5 protein-coding genes and 1 pseudogene are annotated in these 4459 nt (G+C 69.1%); 3 read left to right on the forward strand and 3 right to left on the reverse strand.

All coding sequences use genetic code 11. The features are described from left to right. Positions 1-332, forward strand: a 332-nt coding sequence (locus tag J5F18_RS17980; RefSeq protein ID WP_346299901.1) for an ABC transporter permease subunit, incomplete at its 5' end; no start/stop codon positions are given. Between the two features lie 141 nt (positions 333-473). Next, entirely contained in the window at positions 474-1241 is a 768-nt protein-coding gene (locus tag J5F18_RS17985; RefSeq protein ID WP_346299902.1) for a transporter substrate-binding domain-containing protein, read from the forward strand. A 36-nt stretch (positions 1242-1277) separates the two neighbouring features. On the opposite strand, the gene J5F18_RS17990 is transcribed toward J5F18_RS17985, so the two are convergent. Beyond that, positions 1278-2168 carry a prenyltransferase gene (locus J5F18_RS17990; protein ID WP_346299903.1) on the reverse strand — a complete coding sequence of 297 codons (891 nt, stop codon included), beginning with the start codon at positions 2166-2168 and terminating at the stop codon, positions 1278-1280. Between the two features lie 213 nt (positions 2169-2381). Between J5F18_RS17990 and J5F18_RS17995 the strand changes: the two are divergent. Then, positions 2382-2480 (forward strand): annotated as a pseudogene (locus J5F18_RS17995) (TraX); the annotation flags it as partial. Positions 2481-2487: 7 nt separating this feature from the next. Here the strand turns inward: J5F18_RS17995 and J5F18_RS18000 are convergent. Then, positions 2488-3318: a cytochrome b5 domain-containing protein gene (locus tag J5F18_RS18000; RefSeq protein WP_346299904.1), complete on the reverse strand. Its 831-nt coding sequence runs from the start codon at positions 3316-3318 to the stop codon at positions 2488-2490. Beyond that, on the reverse strand, positions 3315-4459 hold a 1145-nt coding region (locus J5F18_RS18005), incomplete at its 5' end, for a ferredoxin reductase family protein (RefSeq protein ID WP_346299905.1). The genes J5F18_RS18005 and J5F18_RS18000, both read right to left, overlap by 4 nt.

Genomic DNA, 4459 nt, shown 5'->3' on the forward strand with positions numbered 1-4459 from the left:
CCACCCCGCGGGGCGAGATCGAGGCGGCCCGAGCCTACGGCATGTCGAACGCCCTGATGATGCGACGCATCATCCTGCCCAGCGCCTTCCGCCGCGCCCTGCCCGCCTACGGCAACGAGGTGATCTTCATGCTCCACGCCAGCGCCATCGCCAGCGTCGTCACCCTGATGGACCTTACCGGCGCGGCACGCTTCGTCTACGCGCGCTTCTATGCGCCCTTCGAGGCCTTCCTGTTCGTCGCGGCGATCTACCTCTGCCTGACCTTCGCCATCCTCTACTTCTTCCGCTGGCTTGAGCGACGCCTGCTGGCCCACCTCAGGCCGCAGAGCTGAGCCAACAAGTCAGGCCAGGGCGCCAGCGTCAAACGCCCGTTGGCAATTCCGCCGCGAAAGGCTTTCGAGCCCGCCGCAGTTGGGCTAGAGTCGGGCGCGTAGGCACCCGCAGGGTGCCGTCCCATCACAAGGAGTCACTGCATGAAGAAACTGCTGACCGTCTCGATCCTCGGCGTGGCCATGGCCGCCGGCACCGCCCAGGCCCGCGACTATGACCACGTGCGCTTCGGCGTCGACGTGCCCTACGAGCCCATGCAGTACCGTGACGCCGATGGCGAGCTGACCGGCTTCGACATCGACCTGGGCAACGCCCTGTGCGCCGAGAAGGGCGTCACCTGCGAGTGGATCGAGCAGGAGTGGGACGGGATCATTCCAGGCCTCTTGGCCCGCAACTACGACGCCATCATGTCCTCCATGTCGATCAACGACGAGCGCCGCCAGACCGTGCTCTTCTCCGACTCCTACATCACCATCCCCGGCGCCTGGTTCGCCCCGGCGGGCAGCGAGATCGAGGAGATCAGCGAGGAGACCCTCTCCGGCAAGAGCATCGGCGTGCAGCGCGGCACCACCTACGACAACTACGCCACCGACAACTACGGGCGCATCGCCACCATCAACCGCTACTCCACGGCGGACGACATGGTGCTGGACCTGCAGGCCCAGCGCCTGGATCTCGTCTTCCTGGAGTACGTGGTCGGCCAGGCCACCCTACTGCATAGCGAGCAGGGCGACTTCCATGTGGTGGGCGAGATGGTCACCGAACCCGAGGAGTACTTCGGCGAGGGCTTCGGCATCGCCTTCCGCCAGCGCGATTCCGCACTCGCCGAGCGCTTCAACGAGGCGCTGGCCACCCTCAAGGAAGACGGCACCTACGACGAGATCTACGAGCGTTACTTCGGCGAAGAGTGATCACCGTGCGGTACCGCTGACGTCTGAGCGGCAGGGCTAACCCAACCAGAGCCCTGCCGCCAGCAAGGCCAGCGTCACAAGCAGCACCCCCACGTTGAGCCCCATAAGCGGTTCGAGGCGCGACCGCTCCTCAAGCGCACCGGGCAGCCGCCTGGCCAGTCGGAGCGCACCGGGAAGCGTCAATCCAACCCACAGGGTTGCCACCGGCAGCCATCCGGCCAGCACGGCCAAGGCGACGACGGCATAACTTCCCAGCAGCATGGCGACCACCAGCCGAGCGGCGCGGTGCAGGCCAATCAGGATCGGCAGGTGCCGGCGCCCGACCTGTTGATCGGCCTCACAGTCAGGGAGCTGATTGAGCAGCAGCAGCTCGCTCACCAGCATCCCTACCACTCCGGCGACCACCAGCGCCGCTGGATCGACGCGACCACCCAGCGCCACCAGCCCGCCCAGGGTTACCCCGAAGCCGAACCCCAGCCCCGGCGCCAGCAGGCAGAGCCAGGCCGAGCGCGTGATCCAGCGCGTATAGGTCACGACGAGCACCAGGCCGCTGGCCCCGAACGCCAGCACCGGCCAACCGCGTGCCCAGAGGAAGTAGCCGCCGATGGCCACCACGCCCCCCAGTGCCGCCACCCCCGCTCCGAGTACCGCTGGCGCGGCGTCGGGCTCGGCCGGCAGGGCGCCGCTGCCGCCGGAGAACGGCGTGCGCTGGGTGATCTGGTCGAGCCCCGAGCGGAAGTCCTCATACTCGTTGAGCAGGTTGACCGCGGCATGCGCCAGCAGGGCGCCTGCCATGACCAGCAGGACATCCAGGGGATCCGGCCGAACCTGCTGATCCACCGCCAGCAGGATGCCCAGCAGGGCACACAGCGGCGCCAGAATCAGAAAACCGGGCCGAGTGGCCCGAAAGAGGGTCAGACTTGTCATGGGCTCGCTCCGCCACCGCCGTCGATACTGCTCCCTGGCAGGTTTCATTTCCCCTTCGTTGAACGATACGCCAGACTCCGCCCAGGGCGCCTTCCTGAACTCTCGAGGGCCCAGCCTGTCACTGCGGGGTGGATTCACACCGAGAGGACTGGATGACCTCAAGCCCTTCTTCCCTCGCCAGCACCTCGGCCCCTGGCGCCGACCGTGCCCCGGGCGATGCCGCGCCGCCTGTGGCTGGCCTGGTATCCGGGCCACTTCGCGCAGATCGCCTTGTGGCTGTGGCGGGCCGGCGGACTCGGCGGGCTCGGCTGAACCGGCCTCAGGGCCAGCTGTAGACGCCGCGATTGAGGGCATCGCGGAAGGCGGAGTGGACCTTGTTGCCTCGCAGGGTCGCGCCGCTGAAGCCGTCGATGTCCTCGGCCAGCCGCTCCGGCTCGTAGAGGGCGAAGATGGCGGTCAGCGGCTGCCCCTCGAGGGCCTCGGCCAGCTGCTGATGCTGCACCCACACCGGGTAGAGGTCGTCGTCCTCGTCCAGCCGGCGATAGTCGTCGCCGCGGTAGGCCAGGTGCCGATAGCTGATGTTGGAGAGCCGGCCGTCGCGCAGGTCGAACTGCACGTTGACCTGCATCTCGCCGCCGTCGCCGAAGACGCCGCGGTAACGGCCGTCCAGCGGCAGCCCCAGCAAGGCCCGGTGCAGGCGCTCGTCCTCGGCGGGTGAGAGCCGTTCCGCTTCGTCCTCACCCGCCTCGGGGGCGGCGGCCTCAGGCACCATGGTATCGCCCTCCTCATCCACCAGGCGCCCGATCAGGTACTCCTCGAGCATGGCCTCGGCCCGCGCGCTATGGGGCACCCCGGGGCGCTTGTTGTCCCAGCCCTCGGTGGCTTCCCGGCCGCACCACTCGAGGATCACTTCCTCGTCGGTGGGGTGGTCGGGTACATAGTCGGTGATGTCGTAGACACGGCCGTGGATCGCCTTCCAGCAGCTCTCGGCGCCGTCGTGCTCGGCGAGCTCGTCGAGGGTGATGGGGTCCAGGGCGTCGTCGTCGGCCGCGTCGCGCTCGCTGCTCGAGAGCGCGCTGACCGAGACCAGGGTGGCCAGGCTCGCCACGAAGGCGATGAAGGCGGAGTAGGCGATCTTGTTGATGTTCATAGGAAGTCGAAGACCTCGCTGTGGATGCGTGAGACGGGCACCCCCTGCTCGGTCAGCAGCCGCTGCAGGTGGGCGTTCATGGCCGGCGGGCCGCAGAGGTAGATCTCCCGCTCGGTGAAGTCAGGGCAGTGCTCGCGCAGGAAGGCCTCGGTCATGCGCCCCTGCTCCCGCGAGTAGTGCTGGGTGAAGGTGAATCCCTCGACCCGCTCGGCGATCTCTTCAAGCTCCTGCCGGTAGTAGGCTCGGGTCTCGTCGTTGGCGAGATAGATCAGCTGCACCCGCCCCTCGGCGGCAGCACCCGAGGCCAGGTCGCGGGCGCCGCCGACGAAGGGGGTGATGCCGATGCCGCCGCCCAGCCAGAGCATGTCGCGCTCGGGGAAGCGGCGCCCGAAGAACTCCCCGTAGGGTCCCTCGATCAGCACGCGGGTCTCGGGGGTGACGCCCTGCAGGGCATGGCTGGCATCCCCCAGGTCCTTGATGCCGATGCGCAGCCGCGAGTCCGAGGGCGACGAGGCGAGGGTGTAGGGGTGCTCCTCGGCGCGCCCGGCGGAAAGCGTCTCGTCCAGCGGCGAGAGGTAGACGAACTGCCCCGCCTCGTGGCGGATACCGCCGCCCTCGGGGCGCAACACCAGCTCCACCACGCCCCTGGCCAGGGGCACCACCGCCTCGACGCGGTAGGGGTGGCGCCGCCCGGGCGCCAGCCCCTTGCGCCAGGCGATGGCGCCGAGCCCGGCGATACCGAGCAGCCACCAGGGCCAGGCCTCCCCGGCCAGCAGCAGGGCGTGCCAGAGCCCCAGCAGCAGCGCCGCCGCGGAGACCAGGTGCAGCCGCTTCCAGCGCTGGTAGTGGGGCTGGCCGAAGAAGTCGAAGGTGGGCGCCAGGAACACCACCATGGCCGCCCAGGCCAGCCAGCCGAGCCACAGCGCCCCATGGGAGAGCGGCGGGAAGAGGGTGGCCACGGCGGCGTCCAGGGAGGCCGGCACCGCGGCGAGCCCCAGCGCCAGGGCGTGGAACATCACCAGGATGAAAGCGGCAAAGCCCAGCCAGTGGTGCAGGTGCCAGAGCCGCGCCAGCCCCCCGAAGGGACGATCGAAGCCGGGCACCCGGCAGCTCACCGCCCCGGCCAGCAGCATCATGGCAA

The sequence above is a fragment of the Halomonas sp. BM-2019 genome, from assembly GCF_017584085.1.